Source organism: Phyllobacterium sp. 01N428, assembly GCF_056399405.1.
The window spans coordinates 1,068,165-1,086,410 of the sequence record NZ_JBFTRH010000001.1; the positions used below are offsets into that span (position 1 = coordinate 1,068,165).

The following is an 18,246-nucleotide window of genomic DNA, read 5'->3' on the forward strand; positions in this document are numbered from 1 at the left end:
CGGCGCCTCGCCTGCCTACTGCCCGGCCCACCTTGCATCTGCAACGTGGCCGGGCTTTTTCTTTTAGCGGCTACGGTCCATGCCGCGCAGATATTGGTCGAATATCGACTCAAGTCCCTTCTGGTACTGGTCGTTCGCCTGGCGGCCGGTGTCGAACATCTGGCCCAGTATGTCTTTCAGCGGATTGTCGGACGGCGCCGGCGGCGCATCGGGATCCGGCTGCGCCTGCCGCTGCCTTGCCTGCGGTTGCGGCGGTGGCGTGCCGCGCGGGGCGCCGCCGCCCAGCATCTCCTCGAAAATCTTGCCGAGCGGATTGTCGCCAAAAGGATTTTGCCCCTGTGCGGTATCCTCGCTTCCATCGTCTTGCGGCGCGTGGCTGCGTGGTGTCGGTGCCTGCCGGGCGGCACCCGGGAGGCCACCCTTCATCATCTCTTCGAATATCTGGCCGAGCGGATTGTTTCCCAGCGGATTGGCCGATTGTCCTTGCCCCTGCTGACTGGCCGCACCGCCGCCGAACATGCCTTCCAGGATCTGGCCCCAGGGATTTGCCGAGGCGTCGGGGGCGCTCTGGCGATTGGGGGCCGGCTGACCTCCGCCCATGGCGGCCCCACCCTGCCGCATCATCTGCTCGATGAGATCGCCGATGACATTGCCGCCGCCGAGCCCTGAAGCTGCGAACTGGCCGGTTGATTTATTATAAAGTCCACCCATCATCATCGAAGCGATGACCGGCAGCATCTGCCTGAGCGTTTCCGCGCCAAGTCCTGTCATCTGCGCCGCATGGTCGGCGACAGCGCGCGACAAGTCTTTTGAACCAAATAGCTGGCCAAGAATATTATTGCCATTGGCGACGCCGGACGAATTGAAAGCTGCCTGCGGATTGTCGAAATAATTGGTGTGCTGGCCGGCCGAAAGTGCCTGAATGAAAGCGCCGAAGCCCATCGGATCGGCGGCATTTCGCTGCAGGCCTTGCGAAAATGCCGGCATCAGCGCTTGGATGGCAGCGACGGTCTGCTGTTGGGACAGGTTGAACTGACGGGATAGCGCCTCGATATTCTGGCCCCCTTGTCCCTTTAGAAACATGTCTACAAGATTCATGGCGGCGATCCTCCTTCGCTCTGGGCTGGGCAGAGCTTAGCGCCGCCAAAGGACAGACTCCAATGCTTTATTCGTGTTCGACCGAGCGACCTTCGTCGTATGGAGAAGCGCCTCTGTGCCCCTAGTCGGGCAACCCGGCAATGCGCAGTGCCTCTATATACCTGTCTCGATCATCCGGCCGCCGGAACGGCGGTAGTATCTCGGCGAGATTTGAAAGCCGCAGCGTCGGATCGAATGCGCAAAGGCGAGCAACCATTTCCCGCGCTTCGTCAATCCGCCCCGCCTTGGCGAGGCCGGCAGCCGCGACGCGCATTGCACTCGGGTAGTTGGGCTGATGCCGCATCGACTTTCCCGCCCAGGCGGCGGCCTCGTCATAGCGGCCGGCACAAAAATGCGCGAGCCCGACGTTGAACTGCCAGGCAAACAGGCGCGGATCGAACGGGCTAAGGCGCATGGCAAGCGAGGCGTGCTCGATCGCCGCTTCCGGCTCGCCCAAGCAAATCTTGACCCAGCTGCTGACGCCAACGGCGGCGGCCAGATTCGGGTTGAGAACGAGCGCCCGCTCGATGCATGCCGCACTGGCGTCAAGATCACCGCTGACATAGCCAAGAACATATCCGCCATAGGAAAGCGCAATCGCGTCATCCCAGCCGAGTTCGACCGCTCGCCGGGCAAGCCTGGTCGCCTCGCCGGTTTCCTGCGCGCGGTCGATCATCCAGCCATTGCTCTTTCGGGTCGCATAGCAGCGCGCCGCCCGCGCGTAGGCCACGGCGAACTCCGGGTCGCGCTCGATTGCCTGCATGAAAAGGCGCAGCGCCTCCTCAAGGGACGCTCTGTTTGTGATCGTCCGGTCAAATGCCGCCAGCCCCCGCAGGTAGCAGTCATAGGCGTCAAGGCTTTCTGTCGGCTTTCGCTTGGCGCGCTCGATTTCGGCCTCCTCGACCTTGGGGGTGATGGCGCCCACGATGCTTGCCGCGACCTGGTCCTGCAGATCGAAAACGTCGGCCAAGGTCCCGTCAAAACGATCGGCCCAAAGGTGGGCGCCCGTCGATGCATCGATCAGCTGCCCGGCAATGCGCAATCGGTCGCCTGTCCGCCGCACGCTGCCTTCAACCACATAGCGCACGCCGAGTTCGCGCCCGACCTGCTTTATGTCTACGGCCTTCCCCTTGTACGTAAAGCTGGAATTGCGTGCGATAACATAGAGATGGCGGAACTGGGCGAGGGCGATCGTGATGTCTTCTACGATGCCGTCGGCAAAATATTCCTGCTCCGGGTCTCCGCTGAGATTCTGGAAGGGCAAGACAGCGACCGACGGCCGGTCGTGAAGCGGGGTCGAAACGGACGGCGCCGGCGGCTTTGGCCCAGTGGCAGCGTTAGCCTCGGGTGCAGTCAGCGGAAGGTCGCCTGCCTTGCCCGCCTGCAAGGAAGCCGCGAGCGCGGCCGTTTGCGCCTCTGGTTCTGCGCCGAGGTGCCTCTTCAACAGGGCCCTGCATAATTCAAACTGGCGTAAAGCCGCGTTTTCGTGGCCGCGCAGCGTATGTATTCGCATTAGCGCTCGATGCGCAGCCTCTGCGGTTGGGTCCGACGCGAGCAGCCTTTCCGCAAGCCCTTCGCAGGCAGTTTCTTCCGGGGAGCCAGGCTGGGACAACGCAAGACTGAGCCGTTCCACCAGCTGTTGCGCCTTCTGCTCGTATTTGTTTCTGTGGGGTCCGAACCACTCGTCCATGCCGTCCGGAAGCGCTTCCCCCGCAAGCATCTCCCCGCGGTAAAGGTCTGCGGCGATCGCAAGATCCGAAGGGCGGTCCGATTGCAATTTGAGGTCGAACACAGAGATGTCCGTTTGGTCGGGATCGACGATCAGGGCGACAGACTCCTGGTCTCCGTCGATATAGGTGGTGGCATGCTCTCCGGGCGGGAACGACCGCCGGATGTCGACGAGCGCCTGCCGCAGGCTGTTGCGGGCTTGCCCGTCGCCTCGTCCCGGCCAGAAGAGTTCAGATAGCTGGTCGCGACGATGGCCGCGGCGGCCAGCGAGGACGAGGGCGGCGAATAGAAGCGAAGTCTTGCGCGTTGTGAAGCGGACTTGCCGGTCGTCCGGGGAAGTAACTTCGAGGCCGCCCAGCAACCTGATACGCACAGATCGTCTCCAGTTTATTGACCGCATTCGCAGAATAACATTCCGATGACAGGATTTAACAGCGATTTAGCGCTATTGCGCGCCTCTTTCACGCGCCGCCGAACAGCCGCAAAGCGCGCCGGTGACATTCTCCCATCTGCAAACATACAAAAAGGGAGATTGAAAAAATGGCTCACACGGAAACCCACATCGGCCGCGCCCCGACTGAAACGCAGGTATGGGGAACGAAGCTCAACATCGTTACAACAGCGATCGCTGCCTTCAGGAAGCGGAGGCAGGCCATCGCAGCCCGGAGAGTTCTCGCCGAACTGACGCCCGAACAACTAAACGACATGGGTCTGCCGCGAGCCAATCACCCGGCGCTCGATATCAAGGCGGGGCTGATCACCAATCTGATGTCTATGCGATAACTTGGATCTCGAAGTATTTGATGCGAGGGATTATTCTATGATATCCGATACCAGTATGCTTTTGGCTACGAAGTTATCACTGATTCCTTTTTTCTTTAAGTATACAAAAAATTTATTGAAAACATTTTTAAGGACTTTGCCAATGGCTCATAAATTTCAAGTAATTGACCCTGCCAGCCATCGCACGGCGATGGCGTTTCAGGGATTTTCGTGGACTTGCTTGTTCTTCGGACCGTTTCCTGCTTTGTTCAGAGGGCATATTGTTGGCTTTATAATCATGTTCGTTGTGAATTTATTTACACTCGGAATAAGCTTGCTCGTGTTTCCGTTCATTTACAACAAAATGCACTACAATTGGCTTGTAGGACGAGGCTTTCGTCTCGCTGGTGCGATGGGAATGCACAATCAAAACGTGATCAATGTATCGGTTGGGAACGTTGGCTCAGCGGACCATTCCAGAAATGCCGGTTTCGCTTTGGATCCGGCGCTTCAGACACCCAACGATCAAAAAGCAATTTCTAACCATTAACGAACAAAACCCCGCATCAAGGATAACCTGATGCGGGGTTCGATAGTGGTGGAAGCCTTTCGATTATATCAAAAGAACCGCGCCAGATTACCGCGAATACGCTCGAGCGGATCGACATCGGCGCTGCCGGGGTCGAAGGTCCTGTTGGTGATAGTTTCGTAAGCGTGGATGTAAACCTTGGTGGTCGCGTCGATCACGTCTTCCGGGATTTCCGGGATATCGTCCTTGTAAGGATCGCAGCGTTCGACCACCCAGTTGCGTACGAAATCCTTGTCGAAGCTCACGGGCCGCTTGCCCGGCGCATAGCTGTCGGCAAACCAATAACGGCTGGAATCGGGTGTGTGGATTTCATCGGCGAGCAGAATATTGCCCGCTTCATCCATGCCGAACTCGTATTTGGTGTCGGCGAGGATCAGGCCGCGGCCGGCCGCGATTTCCTGGCCGCGGGCGAACAGGTTGAGCGCGTGGCTGGAGACGGTCTCCCACTGGTCTTGCGTGAGAAGCCCTTCAGAGAGGATCGTCTCGGCTGTCAGAGGCTCGTCGTGCCCGCCGTCGAACGCCTTTGATGTCGGCGTAATGATCGGCGCTGGAAGCTTCTCATTGTCCTGCATGCCGTCTGGCAAAGTGAAGCCGTACATTTCGCGCTTTCCGGCTTTGTAAAGCGTCAGGATCGACGTGCCGGTGGTGCCGGCGAGATAACCGCGCACCACGATCTCGACCGGCAGGATCGTCAGCTTGCGGCAGACGAGCACATTCGGATCCGGATACTCGATTACATGATTGGGGCAGATATCGGCGGTCTGCTCGAACTGGTAGCGCGCAGTCTGCGTCAGCACCTGGCCCTTGAGAGGGATCGCCGCAAGAATGCGGTCAAAGGCGCTGATGCGGTCCGTAGCAATGATGATGCGCCGGCCATCGGCGAGGTCATAATTCTCGCGCACCTTGCCGCGGTAGTGGTTGGGCAATTCGGGAATATAGGCTTCCGCCAACGCTTTGAACTTTGCCATGGTGTCAGAAATTCCGCTGAAAAACGATATGGTCCCGCATAACACATATGCGGGAGGTGGCGAGTCAAAATTGTCGGGTAAAGAAGATTTACCGGCCGCCGGTGACGTCGAGAAGCGACCCTGTCACATAGGATGACGCGTCGCTCAAAAGCCAGACGATCGCCTCGCCAACCTCATCCGCAGTGCCGGCGCGGCCGAGCGGCGCGGTCACGCCGAGGCGCTGGGCCCGGTCGGGCTGGCCGCCACTTGCGTGAATTTCTGTCTCGATCAATCCCGGCCGGATGGCGTTGACGCGGATGCCTTCGGGGCCGACCTCCTTGGAAAGTCCGATGGTCAACGTATCCATTGCACCCTTGGAACCGGCGTAATCGACATATTCATTGGGTCCGCCGATGCGGGCCGCTGCGGAGGAAAGCAGCACGATCGATCCGCCTTTGCCGCCGCGCGAGCGGGCAAGATGGCGCACTGCCTCGCGTGCGCAGAGATAGGCGCCAAGCACGTTGACGTCGAAGATGCGGCGCATGCGTGCCGTGTCCATGTCCATCAGTTTTGCGGCCGGGGCAACGATCCCGGCATTGACGACCACTCCGTCGAGCTTGCCGAGTTCGCTTGCCTGTTCGAACATCGAAACAACATCGGCCTCGACCGAGACATCGCCCCGGATGGCCCTGGCTTTGCCGCCAGCATCGGCAATTGCCGCGACGACCTCGTCGGCGGCAGCTTTGTTGCCCGCATAGTTGACCGCGACCGACCAGCCCATTCGCCCGGCAAGAATTGCGGTAGAGCGGCCGATGCCCCGGCTGCCGCCGGTGACGAGAATTGTCTTGGTCATGTCAGAGATCCCTCAGTAGGCATATTCCAGGAATGCGGGTTCGACCGAGCTGCCCCAGACCGAGTGATATTGGGAAAGCATCTGTTCGGCCGAGGTCGTTCCGCGCGCAACGACCTCTTCCAGCGAGGCGAGATAGTGTGTTTCGTCGAAACCTTCGCTGTTCAAACGGGCACGATTCTTGAGGCCGAGGCGCGAAATGGCAAGCGCCTCCGTTGCAATCTCACGCACTGCCCGGTTGCGGAGGGTAGCATTGAGCCCCTTTGCCGGAACCTCATCGCGCAGCGCCTGGACTTCCGGATAGGTCCAGTCTTTCGTCATCGCCTCGGCGGCGTTCAATGCCTCCCCATCATAGAGCAGGCCGACCCAGAAGGCCGGAAGGGCGCAAATGCGCCGCCATGGACCACCATCTGCACCGCGCATTTCAAGAAAGCGCTTGAGGCGAACTTCCGGGAAAAGCGTCGAAAGGTGGTTCGCCCAATCACCCATGTTGGGCGTGCCTTCCGGTATTTCGTGCTTGAGCGCGCCGTTCATGAACTGACGGAACGTGACATGGGTGCAGTCGTGGTAGCGACCATGGCGCATGACGAAATACATCGGAACGTCGAGCGCCCATTCGACATAGTCCGCAAAGCCGAAATTTTCATTGAAAATGAACGGCAAGACGCCCGATCGGTTGTTGTCCGTGTCGCGCCAGATATTGGAACGCCAGGAGAGAAGCCCATTGGGCTTTCCTTCGGTGAACGGAGACATGGCGAAGAGGGCTGTCGCGATCGATTGCAGTTTCACGGAAACCTGCATCTTGCGGCGCATATCGGTCTCGGAGGCGAAATCGAGGTTCACCTGGATCGTGCAGGTACGGTACATCATGTTGAGACCATCCTTGCCGACCTTCGGCATATAGTTGGTCATGATGTTGTAGCGCGACTTAGGCATGCGCGGCGTCTCGGCCAGCGTCCATTTCGGGCTGCCGCCAAGGCCAAGGAAGCGGATGCCGAGCGGTTCGGCAATTTCCCGGACCTGCGCGAGATGCGCATTGGACTCCCGGCATGTCTGGTGGATCGACAGGAGCGGTGCGCCGGAAAGCTCGAACTGCCCGCCGGGTTCAAGCGAAATCGCGCCCTGTCCGGTCGGCTCGACGAGCCCGATGATGTTGCCTTCATCGATGATCGGCTCCCAGCCAAGCTTCGATTGCATGCCTTCAAGAATCGCCCGAATACCGCGCGGGCCGTCATAGGGGACCGGGCTGTTGTCTTCGGTGTAGAACGGAAACTTTTCGTGCTCCGTACCGATGCGCCAGGCAGACTCCGGCTTTGATCCCGCGGCAAGATAGTCAGCCAGTTCTTCGGTGTTCGAGATCGGTGTTTCGTCTGTCGTGTCGCGCGCCATGGACGGTGCTTTCCGCTTGGATGGAGGTGGTTGCGCGTGATTGGCCGTTTTCAGGCAGGAGCGCAAGCGAATTTCTTTTATCGTCTTATCAAGAGAATTTGTATCTCACCAATCGCCGATTGTCGCCTGAATCAGGGCGAGGGCGGCCACCGCTGCGGTATCCGCCCTGAGGATGCGCGGGCCGAGCGGAATCGCGGTGACGAAGGAGAGTTTGTGCAGGGCAAGGCGCTCCTGTTCCGAGAAGCCGCCTTCCGGTCCGACGAGGACTCCAAGCGGTCCGCGGGGAAGGGATTGAAGCAGCGGCAAGGGATTATGCGTCTCGTGCCCTTCGTCGCAAAAGATCAGGCGGCGTGCCGCATCCCAGCCATCAAGCAACTTGTCGAGCTTCAACGGCTCACGCGTCTTAGGGATCGCCAGCACGCCGCATTGTTCTGCCGCCTCGATGGCGTTCGCCTCGATACGGTCAATACCGATGCGGGCAACCTGCGTATGTTGGGTTATGACCGGTTGCAGGATCCCCGCACCCATCTCCACGGCCTTTTGCACGAGATAGTCCAGCCGTCCCTGTTTCAGTGGCGCGAAGCAGTAGACAAGATCAGGCGTGGCCGGCTGGTCGCGCGTCCTTTCGAGCGGTTCAAACGCGAGTTTTTTCTTCGTTTCGAACCGAAGGGCGACCCGCCATTCGCCGTCCCGCCCGTTAAAGGCTAAAATCTCGTCGCCATCCTTCATGCGAAGCACATTGGCAAGGTAGTTGACCGCATCGGGCGTCGCATCGACGCGTGCAGCATGGGCGAGTTCACCCGTGACGTAAAGTCTCTGCATCTTGTAGTTGGCGCGCATGCTGAACCTGATCAGGAAAGAGGTGGCAAGCGACGCTTCACAGGCGACGACTTGACGATCGAGGTGTTGGTTTCAGCTTTTTCCGCGATCCGGTCAAGAATGGAATCAAGCTGCTCCATACTGCGAAACTGCAGCTTGCCGATGAAACAATCATCGCCGGTGACCTTGTCGCATTCGGTGATTTCGGGCGTTTCCTGGAGCAGGCGCTCCACGATATGCAGCATGCCGGGCAGGGGGCGAATGCGGACGATCGCCGTCAATCCATAACCGAGCGCCACGGGATCGATGTCAACCGTGAACGAGCGAATGATCTTCTTTTCCTCAAGCCGGCGCAGCCGCTCGGAAACGCTTGGCGAAGACAGGCCGACTTTCTGGCTGAGTTCCTTCAGCGAGATGCGTGCATCGTCGATAAGAATTTCTAGGATTGTTCGGTCAAGTTCGTCCATGACAATATACCCGTAAGGTGTTTCCCGCGAATAACCTGCATTAAAAAGGAGAAGCAGCTCCTTTGCCTTTCTTCAAACATAGCAAATCGTGCCGCATCCGCCTAGTCTTTGTCCCGCAGGATAAGGAGCAACGACATGGAAAAGGATATCGTCAGAGGCAGCGTCGAAATGACCGCCGCCATGATCATTTCGGGAACGATTGGCTGGTTCGTCTTGATGTCCGGCCAACCGGTATTCTCGGTGGTGTTCTGGCGTTGCGCCATCGGTGCCCTGACGCTGCTCGCCGTTTGCGCGGGTCTTGGCCTGTTGCGGCGAGACATCATTTCCCCGAAGCTCTTCGGGCTCGCCGTAGTGGGCGGCATGGCGATCGTCGCCAACTGGGTGCTTCTGTTTGCAGCTTATCCGCGTGCCTCCATCGCCATCGCCACGACGGTCTATAATGTCCAGCCTTTCATGCTCGTTGGCCTCGGCGCCTTGATCTTCAAGGAAAAGCTCACCGCCACCAAGCTATTCTGGCTGCTTGTCGCTTTCGCTGGAATGCTCCTGATCGTCCAGGCCAAGCCCGGCGCCGCCTATAGCGGCTCGGACTATATGACCGGGATCGCTCTCGCGCTTGGCGCTGCGTTTCTTTATGCGATCGCGGCAATCGTCGCCAAGCGGCTGAAGGGAACCCCGCCACACCTGATCGCCCTGATTCAAGTGTGCGTCGGCATCGTGATGCTTGCCCCGCTCGCCGATTTCAGCGCCTTGCCGCAAAGCGCCGGGCAGTGGGCGAGCATCATCACGATCGGCGTCGTTCACACCGGCCCCATGTACATCCTGCTCTATAGCGCGATCCAGAAACTGCCGACCCACATTACCGGTTCACTCTCGTTCATCTATCCGGTCGCTGCGATTCTCGTCGACTACCTCGCATTCGGCCATGCGCTGCAGCCAAGTCAATTGGTGGGGTCCGCCGCGATCCTGATCGCCGCTGCCGGAACAAGCCTGGGCTGGAGTTTCGGCAGGCGTGCGCCCGGGGGCGTGAACCTTAGAAGCCGTGCATGAGCGGCAAGTAGCCTGCGCGTAGCGCCCGCACTGTGGAGGGCGGCGTCAGCAGCATGGCGTCGCCCTCCGGCATGGCGCGCTCAAAGCCCTGCCATGACCAGCGATACGTGTTCCCGTTTCGCATGAGATAGGCGTTGTCGCCGCTGGCGATTATCGCTCCATCCGGAAGATCACGCACACGGCCACTGATGGGATGCAGCGCCTTGCCGTTTTTCGGATCAAGCCGCTCACCATGCAGGACGCGATCTATCTCCGGCGCCTTCACGAGGTCCCCATTGCCTTCCGCCCAGGCAGCCTGAAAGGCGAGTGCGCGTTGACGCTGGCAATAGAAACATGGCCGGTGCCCTGCGGAAAGCGCCGTTGCCTCATCGAGAAAGAACAGCTCCGTCCAGCTTTGCCGCGCCATGACCGGGCGGCGCACGTTCTTGAACTTGCAGACGCAGATGATCCAGGCGTGATTGGTCCAGCGCCGCTTCAACAACGTCCGCGTTGCGGGATCATGGATGATGCCGCGATTGCCCATCATCGTGCCGCGATAGGGTGCCGCGACGATCTCGCCAAAAGGTGTCACTCGGTTCTGCAGGGTCATTTGACGGCTTTCGACTCGTTCGGCGCCATGCTATCCGACAATCCACTTGGGTTTGGGGCAGGCATCATGCGCGTTCTCGTCGTTCAGAATTATCAGGATACAGGGCTTGGGCAAGTGGGACGGGCGCTGGCGGAAGCGGGGGCTGCCATCGATTTGCGCCAGGCCTATCTCGGCGAGGCCCTGCCGGCCGATGCCTCGGGCCACGATGCGCTGGTGGTACTTGGAGGCGATCAGAACGCGCTTGCCGACGCCACACATCCATACCTTCCGGAGCTGGCGCAATTGACGAAGCGCTTTGGCGACACAGACAAGGCTGTGCTCGGCATTTGCCTTGGCAGCCAGTTGGTCGCGCGGGGCTATGGTGCTGACAATATCCTCGGCCGCACGCCGGAATTCGGCTGGCACGAAGTCACCCGCAACGAGGCAAGCGAAGCCGATCCGGTGCTGGCATCCGTCCCCGTTCGTTTTCCGATCTTCCACTGGCACAGCGACACGTTCACGCTCCCGGAAAATGCCATCCGCCTTGCATCGAGCGATGTGACCGCCAACCAGGCATTTCGCATCGGCCGCGCGGTCTACGGCATTCAGTTTCATTTCGAGGCGGATACAACTCTGGTCGAGGAGTGGCGGCGTGTCTTCCACGACCAGATCGCGTCCAATTATCCGGGATGGCTCGACAATTACGACAGCTATGTTGCCCGCGATGGCGCGGCGGCAGATGCCGCCGGGCTGGCGCTGGCCCGCGCCTGGGTCGCTCAGATCCAGCGTTAAATTAGGCTTCTTCTTCCCTCGCAAGTAGCACGCGCCACACGGATTCGTTGCAACTCTGCAACAGGTAAATCCAGAATCGGATAGCGACTGGCGATTCCTTTGGAACGTGTCTTCGATTCACTAGTTGGTAAGCAAACTGTCCTGTAGTGCCCCCACGGCTAACCGGCATCAAGCCGCGCCCTAAACGATGGAAACGCCTAAAATGACCACCAAGAGTGCTGCACTTTTGACTGCCGTAATGCTCTCAGCCATTCTTTTCATGGGCGTAGGTCTTTTCTCGGTGGATGCCGGCGGGCGTGTCGTCTCCAGCGATGGTTACGGCGTAAGCACGTCGTCGCGCTGAGTCACCTCCAGCAACAGCTTCCTGTCCTCTTCGATCATCAAGCCGCTGAGCCGGCCACTGGCAAAGGCGCCGGTATCGAGGTTCACGCGGTTTGGCCGGACGTCCGCGTCGTCGACCGGCGTGTGGCCGTGCACGATGACCTTTGGATGGAGCGTTGCATTGTTGAGGAATTCGCCGCGTATCCAGATAAGGTCATCCGGGTTCTGCAGGTCGAGCGCGACGCCGGGCCGGATGCCGGCATGGCAAAAATAAAAATCGCCGAAGGCGACCGAACGCTTGAGCCCGCGCAGGAATTGCTTGTGCGCATCGGGTATGGCGCGAACCAGTTCTTTCCATCCCGCAAGCACCGAGACCGCATCGTCGAAATCGATATCGACACCGTAAGAAAGAGCGGTCTGCCGTCCGCCATTATGGGCGAAAACGCCGAATGCATCGCCGGTTGAAAGAAAGTCCAGCAGTCCGATATCGTGATTGCCGGCAAGTGCCAGCATATTGCGCGACTGCAACGTCTCTCGCGCCAGCAGATCAAGCACCTCTCGCGATCGCGGCCCGCGATCGACATAGTCGCCGAGGTGGATGACGAGCCAGTCGTGCGGCGGCTGTTTGGCGTTTTCCCTGGCGATCAGCCGGTGCATCCCTTGCAGCAGATCGAAACGGCCATGGACGTCGCCAATGGCATAGATGCGCAGTCCTGCTGGCCCGCGCGCATGGTCGAACCCGATCATCCGCGTTCCGACTCGCGCTGGTTGCGGCGCAGGCGCGATACGTTCTGCCAGGCGCTGCTGCGCGCTGCTTCGCTCTGCGCCTGCTCGATGAAATCTATATGTTGCCCGACTGCCGCGCGCGCCGCCGTGGGATTTGAATTGATGATGGCCGCGAATATCGCCTTATGCTGGTCCAGCAGTTTTTCGCGCGCCCCGGGGAAACCGTAAATCACCGTACGATTATAGAAGACGTCGTCGGCAAGCAGCCGGTAACAGGAGCGTAGCGTGTGCAGCAGGATAATATTGTGCGCGCATTCGCCGATGGCATTGTGCAGTTCGACGTCGAGTTCGGCTTCGCGCTTGAAATCATTGGCCTTATAGGCCTCCTCCATCGCGCTCATGATGCGATGTAGCATGAGCCTGTCATCCTCCGTCGCGCGCCGTGCGGCGTATTCGACAGCGACGCTCTCGATTTCGCGACGGTATTCGAGATAGTCCGCGGCGGCCTTGCGGTGGCTGGATATGAGATCCATCATCGGCTTGGAAAACACCTCGCCGATGACATCGGCGACGAAAGTTCCGCCGCCATGCCGCGTCACAAGCAGGCCCTTAGTCTCCAGGAGTTTCAATGCGTTGCGCAGGATCGGTCGCGAGACGTCGAACTGTACGGAAAGGTCGCGCTCGCCGGGGAGACGATCACCGACGCGCAGAACGCCTTCGAGGATAAGCGTTTCGATCTGGCCGACAATATCATCGGCCGTGCGGGAGGATTGGATGCGCGCGAAGATAGGGCTGCTCATGGATAGCGGGTCCGCAAGAAAGATATCGATCCGCAGCCTAGCGGCAAAAATCGAAACTGGTCAAATCAATGATCCAGTTGCAAGGCAGGGCGGGGTCTTATTTGCCGCAGCCACGACAAAATAGAATCTGTTGAAAGCCGGACCCAATCCGTTCACGATCCTGTGACAGCCGATCAAGCCTAAGACCGGTCAGGGGATATATGGCCAAGAGACTAAAATCAGTCGCGACAGCTGCCGAGCTTGCGTCCGTTGTCGGTGGCGTTCTCGGTTTTCCCGCGCATGCGGAACGCGCCGTCGCGCTCGGCGAAGTGCATGCGCGGCCCTATCCGCTTGTCGATACGCCCCGCCTCCTGATCCAGCTCGCCTTCATGACCGAAGGCGGCTCGACGGTCGATCATGCGGTTCTGGCCGAACTGAGCCGCAGCATCGGCATTGCGCCGCCTGCGCGCGATGCCCGCCACCACGTCATGCCGTGGGGCAATGGCACCTTGCGCTGGGAACGCCATACCGAGTTTTCGACCTATCTCTGGGAAGGCCCGATGCCGCGCAGCGGCGCGGGAGCGCAGCATCCTTTCGGCCATGGTTTCAACCCGCCCGGCACCGTCATCGATGGCGTGCGGCTCGAAATCGTCAAGAAAGACGCAAATGCGCTGGCGATGATCAGCGAGTTCGATCCCGCAAGCCTTTGCTACAGCGATGTGGAAGGCGGTCTCGCCTCGATCGTCACGGATTTCCGCCAGGACCGCGACGGCCTGACCCGCATTCTCATCCTCGACAATGGGCTGTCGCCAGCGCGTGCGGGCGCACTGTCGCAGCGTGTCATCGAGATCGAGACTTACCGGACGCTGGCGATGCTCGGCCTCCCACTGGCGCATTCGCTGTCGCCGCGCATCCGCCGGATCGAGGATCGTCTTGCCGGCCTCACCAATGAGATGCGCGATGCAACCTCAGACAGCCACAAATTGCTCGATGAATTGACCTCGCTTGCGGCCGAACTCGAAGCGGACGCGGCTTCGAGCCTCTACCGCTTCGGTGCCAGCCGCGCCTATAACGGCATCGTCCTTGAACGCCTTGCGGCGTTGCAGGAGGAACCGGTCACCGGCTATGAAACCTGGGGCGCCTTCATTCAGCGCCGCATGGCGCCGGCGATGCGCACGTGCCGCTCGGTCAGCGAACGGCAGGAGAGCCTCTCCGAGAAGCTTTCGCGCCCGGCGACATTGCTGCGGACTTCGGTCGATGTGGAGCTCGAACGCCAGAACCGCGATCTCCTGACCTCGATGAACCACCGCGCGCAACTGCAGTTGCGGTTGCAGCGAACGGTCGAGGGGCTGTCGGTCGCGGCGATCTCCTACTATGTCGTCGGCCTGTTTTATTACCTGGCCAAGGGTGCGGAAACTTACATTCCCGACCTGCATTCGACAGTCCTTACCGCCATATTCGTGCCGGTTGCGATCATCGCCATGTGGTTTGTCGTAAAGTCGATCCGCAAGTCGCATGCCGACGATTGATCAGTGCCTGTCCCATGGCGGCACCGGTCCATAGAGCGCCGCAAGATAGTCGATGAACAGGCGCACTTTCGCCGGCAGGAATTGCCGGGACGGATACACTGCGTAGATGGCGACGTTGCGCGAGGCGGCATAGTCGCTAAGAACGCGCACAAGTTGTCCCGTCGCCAGTTCAGGACCGATATCCCAGGTGGAACGCAAGGCAATGCCGAGTCCGCCGAGCACCGCCTCGCGCACCACTTCACTCGAATTTGTCAGGAGCGGCCCTGATGGGCGCCAGACCACAGCGCCGTAAGGGCCGACCAGACGCCACGGGTCGCCATTATGCGCCGCAAGGCAGATATGATTTTCGAGATCGGAGAAGGATTTCGGCGTGCCGTGCTCGGCTACGTAGCGCGGCGAGGCGACCAGAAAGCGCTCGACCGGCGCAAGCTTGCGCGCAACGAGGCTCGAATCGGAGAGTTCCGCAATTCGGACCGCAAGGTCGTAGCCTTCGCCGACGATATCGACGAACTCATCGGCAAGCACCAGGTTGACGGCAAGGTCGGGATTGGCGCGCATGAAGGGTTCGAGGTGCGGAGCGATATGCATGCGCCCGAACGTCGTCGGCACGGCAACCTTAAGCATCCCGTGCGCCTGTTCGGAACGGCGCGACACGAAGGCCTCGGCCTCCTCGACCCCGGCGAGGATCGCAAGCACGCGCTCGTAATAGCCTTGCCCGGTTTCGGTAAGCGCGATCTGGCGCGTCGTACGCTGCAGAAGCCGCGTGCCGAGCCGTTCTTCCAGCCGCCGCAGCCGCTTGGATACGACCGCTGGTGAAAGGCCAAGCTCGCGGCCCGCTGCCGACATGCTGCCGGCGGCAACCACGCGGGCAAACACTTCCATATCGTTGAATTCACTCATGCGCGCACTCTCACTGGCGCAAATCAAACGTCAAGTCCCCAGGCCTTGAAATTCATCGCAGGCGAGATCGCCGCACGGCCTGTTCTCTCCGATCGAGAAAGGTTCTAAACTATTTACATTCGTGCTGCGCAAGAGGTAAAGATAGTTTACCAGTTGCGCCAGCGGTGCTGGCAATGGAGAGGCAATGACCGGACTGACAATGCCGAAAAGTGATGAAGCGACGCTTGGCCGCCGGGCCGAGATCGTTGCGGCATTGCGCGCGATCGTTCCCGGCGAGGGCGTTGTCGACGTCACCAACGAAATGCGCGCCTTCGAGTCCGATGCATTGACCGCCTATCGGCAATTGCCGCTCGTGGTGGTTCTACCGCAAACCGTCGCCCAGGTTTCCCGCGTCCTCAAATATTGCTGCGAGAACAATGTGAAGGTCGTGCCGCGCGGCTCTGGAACCTCGCTTTCCGGCGGTGCGCTGCCGCTTGAGGACGCCGTGCTCCTCGTCATGTCGCGCTTCAATCGCATCCTCGAAATCGACTTTTCGAACCGCGTTGCCGTCGTCCAGCCCGGCGTGACGAACCTCGGCATAACCAAGGCCGTCGAGCACGAGGGCTTCTACTATGCCCCTGACCCATCGTCGCAGATTGCCTGCTCGATCGGCGGCAACGTCGCTGAAAACTCCGGCGGCGTGCACTGCCTGAAATACGGGCTGACGGCCAATAATGTCCTCGGCATCGAGATGGTCCTCATCAATGGCGACATCATTCGCCTCGGTGGCAAGCATCTCGATAGCGATGGCTATGATCTGCTTGGGCTGATGACCGGCTCGGAAGGGCTGCTGGGGGTCGTCACCGAAGTGACCGTCCGCATTCTGCAGAAGCCGACAACGGCACGTGCACTGATGGTTGGCTTTCCGACCAGCGAGGAAGCCGGTCAGTGCGTGGCCGATGTCATTGCCGCCGGTATCATCCCGGGCGGCATGGAGATGATGGACAGGCCGGCCATCCATGCCGCCGAGGACTTCGTCCATGCCGGCTATCCGCTCGATGTGGAGGCCCTGCTTATCGTGGAACTTGACGGTCCCGTGGTCGAGGTCGATCACCTCATCGCCATGGTCGAGGCAATTGCGCGCAAGAATGGCGCAACGACTTGCGTCGTCTCGCAGAGCGAAGAAGAACGAATGATATTCTGGGCGGGACGCAAGGCGGCATTTCCCGCAGTAGGCCGTATCTCGCCGGATTACCTTTGCATGGACGGCACAATACCGCGCAAGGAATTGCCGAAGGTGCTGGCCGGCATGCGCGAACTCTCGGAGAAGTATGGATTGCGCGTTGCGAATGTCTTTCACGCCGGCGACGGCAACCTGCATCCGCTGATCCTCTATGACGCCAACATCCCGGAGGAATTGCACAAGGCGGAAAGTTTCGGTGCCGACATCTTGCGGCTCTGCGTCAAGGTGGGCGGGGTGCTGACCGGTGAACACGGCGTTGGCGTCGAGAAGCGCGATCTGATGCCGGAAATGTTCAACGACACCGACCTCAACCAGCAGATCCGCGTCAAGTGCGCCTTCGACGACAAGCATCTGCTCAATCCCGGCAAGGTCTTCCCGCAACTGCACCGCTGCGCTGAACTCGGACGCATGCACGTGCATCAGGGTAAGATGCCGTTTCCCGACATTCCGAGATTCTGAGCGTGAGCATTTTCCAGCCTAAATCCGAGGATGAGATCGTCGAAGCGGTGCAATGGGCCCTTGGCGCCAACGCGCCGGTGGAAGTCGTCGGCCAGGGCTCCAAGCGCGGGCTCGGCCGGCCGTTGCAGACCGAGCATACGATCGCATTGTCCGACTATGCCGGAGTGACGCTCTACGAGCCGCATGAACTCGTCTTGAGCGCCAAGGCGGGCACGCCAGTTGCCGAACTCGAAGCGCTGCTTGCGGCAAGCGGGCAGGCGTTTCAGTTCGAGCCGATGGATTACGGACCGCTTCTGGGACAGCCTGCGGGGCAGGGGACGCTTGGGGGTCTGCTTGCCACCAATCTTTGCGGACCGCGCCGTCTCAAGGCGGGATCGGCGCGCGACCACGTGCTCGGCGTGCGGGTTGTCTCCGGCCGGGGTGAACTTTTCAAATCCGGCGGACGCGTCGTAAAGAACGTAACCGGTTACGACCTGTCGAAGGGCATGGCCAATTCCTGGGGCACGCTCGGCATCGCCACCGAGATCACCTTCAAGGTGCTCCCGGCGCCCGAGACCGAATCGACGCTCGTCATACGCGGTCTTGCCGATGACGAGGCGGCGCGCGCCATGGCGATCGCCATGGGGTCGAGCGGCGAGGTTGCATCTGCCGCCCATCTTCCGGGCAATGTTGCGGCAAGGGTCATCGATGGCGCGCTCGGCGGCGAGGCTTCGACCCTGCTGCGGCTCGAAGGGTTTGCGCCTTCGGTTGCCGACCGCATGACCATGCTGAAGAACCTCTTGGCCTCGGCAGGCGAGATGGCGGACGTCTCCGGCGACCAGTCCCGCCGGCTCTGGCAGGAAATCCGCGACGTCATCCCTTTCGCCGACGGTACGGAGCAGCCGGTTTGGCGTGTTTCCATGGTGCCGATGGAGGCCTACAAGCTCGTCGCCTCGCTGCGCATGGGGGCGGCAGTCGATGTCTATTACGACTGGCAGGGCGGCCTCGTCTGGCTGCGCATGGAGGGCGAGCCGGAAGCGGACGCCGTAAGGGCGCTCTTGCGCAAATATGGCGGCGGGCATGCAACCTTGGTGCGGGGGCTAGCGAGTGTTCGCGCGGCCGTCCCCGTGTTCGAGCCGCAGGCCGCCCCGCTGGCGGCGCTCTCGAAGCGCCTCAAACAGCAATTCGATCCAAGCGGCATCCTGAATCCCGGCCGCATGGTTGCAGGAGTATAGC

The 18,246-nt window shown here is 60.4% G+C and carries 19 protein-coding genes; 8 read left to right on the forward strand and 11 right to left on the reverse strand.

From position 1 onward, the window contains the following. Positions 1–63: 63 nt before the first annotated feature. Complete coding sequence (locus AC1DNI_RS05235; protein WP_477691072.1) at positions 64–1,098, reverse strand: DUF937 domain-containing protein; 1,035 nt, start codon at positions 1,096–1,098, stop codon at positions 64–66. Positions 1,099–1,219: 121 nt separating this feature from the next. Next, complete coding sequence (locus AC1DNI_RS05240) at positions 1,220–3,238, reverse strand: BTAD domain-containing putative transcriptional regulator (RefSeq protein WP_477691073.1); 2,019 nt, start codon at positions 3,236–3,238, stop codon at positions 1,220–1,222. Between the two features lie 167 nt (positions 3,239–3,405). On the opposite strand from AC1DNI_RS05240, the gene AC1DNI_RS05245 reads away from it, so the two are divergent. Next, positions 3,406–3,648, forward strand: a complete 243-nt coding sequence (locus tag AC1DNI_RS05245; RefSeq protein ID WP_477691074.1) for a YjiS-like domain-containing protein — start codon at positions 3,406–3,408, stop codon at positions 3,646–3,648. A gap of 37 nt (positions 3,649–3,685) precedes the next feature. Next, positions 3,686–4,177: a hypothetical protein gene (locus tag AC1DNI_RS05250; RefSeq protein ID WP_477691075.1), complete on the forward strand. Its 492-nt coding sequence runs from the start codon at positions 3,686–3,688 to the stop codon at positions 4,175–4,177. A 68-nt stretch (positions 4,178–4,245) separates the two neighbouring features. On the opposite strand, the gene AC1DNI_RS05255 is transcribed toward AC1DNI_RS05250, so the two are convergent. The 5 genes from AC1DNI_RS05255 to AC1DNI_RS05275 form a co-directional block, all read right to left on the reverse strand. Further along, complete coding sequence (locus tag AC1DNI_RS05255) at positions 4,246–5,184, reverse strand: phosphoribosylaminoimidazolesuccinocarboxamide synthase (protein WP_477691076.1); 939 nt, start codon at positions 5,182–5,184, stop codon at positions 4,246–4,248. A gap of 88 nt (positions 5,185–5,272) precedes the next feature. Next, positions 5,273–6,016: an SDR family oxidoreductase gene (locus AC1DNI_RS05260; RefSeq protein ID WP_477691077.1), complete on the reverse strand. Its 744-nt coding sequence runs from the start codon at positions 6,014–6,016 to the stop codon at positions 5,273–5,275. Positions 6,017–6,028: 12 nt separating this feature from the next. After that, a complete protein-coding gene (locus AC1DNI_RS05265; RefSeq protein WP_477691078.1) occupies positions 6,029–7,402 on the reverse strand; it encodes a glutamate--cysteine ligase in 1,374 nt (457 codons plus the stop codon). Between the two features lie 105 nt (positions 7,403–7,507). Further along, the gene (locus AC1DNI_RS05270) at positions 7,508–8,242 is read right to left on the reverse strand and encodes a 16S rRNA (uracil(1498)-N(3))-methyltransferase (RefSeq protein ID WP_477691079.1); all 735 of its coding nucleotides are present in this window, start codon (positions 8,240–8,242) and stop codon (positions 7,508–7,510) included. Positions 8,243–8,253: 11 nt separating this feature from the next. After that, complete coding sequence (locus AC1DNI_RS05275) at positions 8,254–8,688, reverse strand: Lrp/AsnC family transcriptional regulator (RefSeq protein WP_153668091.1); 435 nt, start codon at positions 8,686–8,688, stop codon at positions 8,254–8,256. Positions 8,689–8,823: 135 nt separating this feature from the next. Here AC1DNI_RS05275 and AC1DNI_RS05280 point away from each other — a divergent pair, with 135 nt between their 5' ends. Next, positions 8,824–9,735: a DMT family transporter gene (locus tag AC1DNI_RS05280; RefSeq protein ID WP_477691080.1), complete on the forward strand. Its 912-nt coding sequence runs from the start codon at positions 8,824–8,826 to the stop codon at positions 9,733–9,735. Here the strand turns inward: AC1DNI_RS05280 and AC1DNI_RS05285 are convergent. After that, the gene (locus AC1DNI_RS05285) at positions 9,719–10,324 is read right to left on the reverse strand and encodes a hypothetical protein (RefSeq protein ID WP_477691081.1); all 606 of its coding nucleotides are present in this window, start codon (positions 10,322–10,324) and stop codon (positions 9,719–9,721) included. The genes AC1DNI_RS05280 and AC1DNI_RS05285 overlap by 17 nt on opposite strands. 66 nt (positions 10,325–10,390) lie before the next feature. Between AC1DNI_RS05285 and AC1DNI_RS05290 the strand changes: the two genes are divergently transcribed. Both AC1DNI_RS05290 and AC1DNI_RS05295 read left to right on the forward strand, forming a co-directional pair. Continuing rightward, positions 10,391–11,095, forward strand: coding sequence for a type 1 glutamine amidotransferase (locus AC1DNI_RS05290; protein ID WP_477691485.1), 705 nt, complete (start codon positions 10,391–10,393; stop codon positions 11,093–11,095). A 202-nt stretch (positions 11,096–11,297) separates the two neighbouring features. Further along, positions 11,298–11,438: a hypothetical protein gene (locus AC1DNI_RS05295; protein WP_174207689.1), complete on the forward strand. Its 141-nt coding sequence runs from the start codon at positions 11,298–11,300 to the stop codon at positions 11,436–11,438. Here AC1DNI_RS05295 and AC1DNI_RS05300 read toward each other — a convergent pair. Beyond that, complete coding sequence (locus AC1DNI_RS05300; RefSeq protein ID WP_477691082.1) at positions 11,411–12,163, reverse strand: metallophosphoesterase; 753 nt, start codon at positions 12,161–12,163, stop codon at positions 11,411–11,413. The two genes, AC1DNI_RS05295 and AC1DNI_RS05300, sit on opposite strands and share 28 nt — an antisense overlap. Further along, positions 12,160–12,942, reverse strand: coding sequence for an FCD domain-containing protein (locus AC1DNI_RS05305; RefSeq protein WP_477691083.1), 783 nt, complete (start codon positions 12,940–12,942; stop codon positions 12,160–12,162). The genes AC1DNI_RS05300 and AC1DNI_RS05305 overlap by 4 nt, the downstream gene beginning before the upstream one ends. 200 nt (positions 12,943–13,142) lie before the next feature. Between AC1DNI_RS05305 and AC1DNI_RS05310 the strand changes: the two genes are divergently transcribed. After that, complete coding sequence (locus tag AC1DNI_RS05310; protein ID WP_477691084.1) at positions 13,143–14,450, forward strand: DUF3422 family protein; 1,308 nt, start codon at positions 13,143–13,145, stop codon at positions 14,448–14,450. Here AC1DNI_RS05310 and AC1DNI_RS05315 read toward each other — a convergent pair whose 3' ends face one another. After that, positions 14,451–15,350: a LysR family transcriptional regulator gene (locus AC1DNI_RS05315; protein WP_228019156.1), complete on the reverse strand. Its 900-nt coding sequence runs from the start codon at positions 15,348–15,350 to the stop codon at positions 14,451–14,453. 184 nt (positions 15,351–15,534) lie between these two features. On the opposite strand from AC1DNI_RS05315, the gene AC1DNI_RS05320 reads away from it, so the two are divergent. Continuing rightward, positions 15,535–17,031 carry an FAD-linked oxidase C-terminal domain-containing protein gene (locus AC1DNI_RS05320; RefSeq protein WP_477691085.1) on the forward strand — a complete coding sequence of 499 codons (1,497 nt, stop codon included), beginning with the start codon at positions 15,535–15,537 and terminating at the stop codon, positions 17,029–17,031. A gap of 2 nt (positions 17,032–17,033) precedes the next feature. Then, complete coding sequence (locus AC1DNI_RS05325; RefSeq protein WP_477691086.1) at positions 17,034–18,245, forward strand: FAD-binding protein; 1,212 nt, start codon at positions 17,034–17,036, stop codon at positions 18,243–18,245. Position 18,246: the final 1 nt, after the last annotated feature.